The following is a 1246-nucleotide window of genomic DNA, read 5'->3' as shown; positions in this document are numbered from 1 at the left end:
AAGGCTCGGTGGCGGCATCGTGTCCGCTTTCCGGCTGCAACCCCAGGGCCGACCGCAACCCGGCCAGCGTGCCGGTGGGCCGCGAGCCGGTGACGCCCGATGTCGTGGCGGCCATGTGCCGCAGGGTGCGGGCCACGGTTTCCGCCAGGTCGCGCATTTCCGGCGCCATGATGATGTCATGCCCGTCTGGCGTGCAGGCATCCAGGCTGCGCAGCATGGTTCGCAAATGGTCGGTGGTGCGCTCCACCGTCGTGGACAGGGTGTCCAGCGGCTGGTTGTCGTAGAAGTAGATCAGCGATTCGTGGCGACGCACCTTGGACAAACGCTCGCGGTTGCGCGGGATGGCGCGCGTCAGATGGTCCAGCAGGTTGGCGGGCGCGTGGGTCTGGCGGGCCAGGAAGCTGTCCACAAGGGTGGTCAGGTGGTCGGCGCAGTTTTCCGCCTGCGCGGCCAGGTCGCGGCGCAAGCCCACCGCCGCGCGCACCGGCCACAGGGTGACCGTGACCACGAAGGCGCAGCCCACGCCCACGGCGATTTCCAGCACCCGGAACAGGCCCACGTCGATGCGTTCCGCATGGCCCGCGCTGGCCAGGATGACGATGCTCACGGTGATGGCCGCCATGCGGTAGCGCGGGTCCCACCGGGTGAGAAAGGCGCACAGCCCGGTGGTGACGAACACCGAAACGCCGTTCCACACGGGCGTGTCCGGAAAGACCATGATGGCGACGACGCCCATCACGGCCCCCATGACCGTGCCGATGAACCGGTACAGGCACATCTCGATGGCCTCGGCCACGTTCATCTGCATGGCGATGACGGCGGAAATGACGGCCCAGTAGCCGTACTGGATGTGCAGCACGTCGGCCAGCAGCAGGGAAAGCACGGCGGCGATGCCGGTCTTTATGCCGTGGCGGATGTGGGCAGGGGAAATGTCGGCGAGTGTGGGGCGACGCATGGCGGTCTCGGTCGCAGGGTGTACGGCGGTTGAGGGTGCGCGGGGTGAGGCGGCGCGGTGGCGGCGGTGGTGCCCCTGCGGCCCCGAAACCGCGCCAGTTCCGATCAGTTTCAAAGGGGGCCGGAGCGGGTCCGACCGGTTCCGGAGGGCACCACATACGCCGGGGCCGCACGGCTGGCAAGCGGGGCGGAAGCATGCCGTGCGGGAAAGGTGACGGAAGGCGGTGAACGGCGCAGGCGGCGTGGGGATGGCGACGGGCGGGGCGTCGCCAAAGGCCGGGACCCGCGCGCC

At 69.6% G+C, this 1246-nt stretch carries 1 protein-coding gene; it reads right to left on the bottom strand.

Annotated features, from left to right (window positions below; all coding sequences use genetic code 11):
• Positions 1-955, bottom strand: a 955-nt coding sequence (locus tag FVW20_RS15885) for an FUSC family protein (RefSeq protein WP_196610366.1), incomplete at its 3' end; no start/stop codon positions are given.
• Between the last annotated feature and the right edge of the window lie 291 nt (positions 956-1246).

The sequence above is a fragment of the Nitratidesulfovibrio oxamicus genome, assembly GCF_015731765.1.
GTDB lineage: Bacteria > Desulfobacterota > Desulfovibrionia > Desulfovibrionales > Desulfovibrionaceae > Cupidesulfovibrio > Cupidesulfovibrio oxamicus.
Note: the sequence above shows the minus strand (reverse complement) of the source record. Positions and strands in the feature narration are given on the sequence as shown.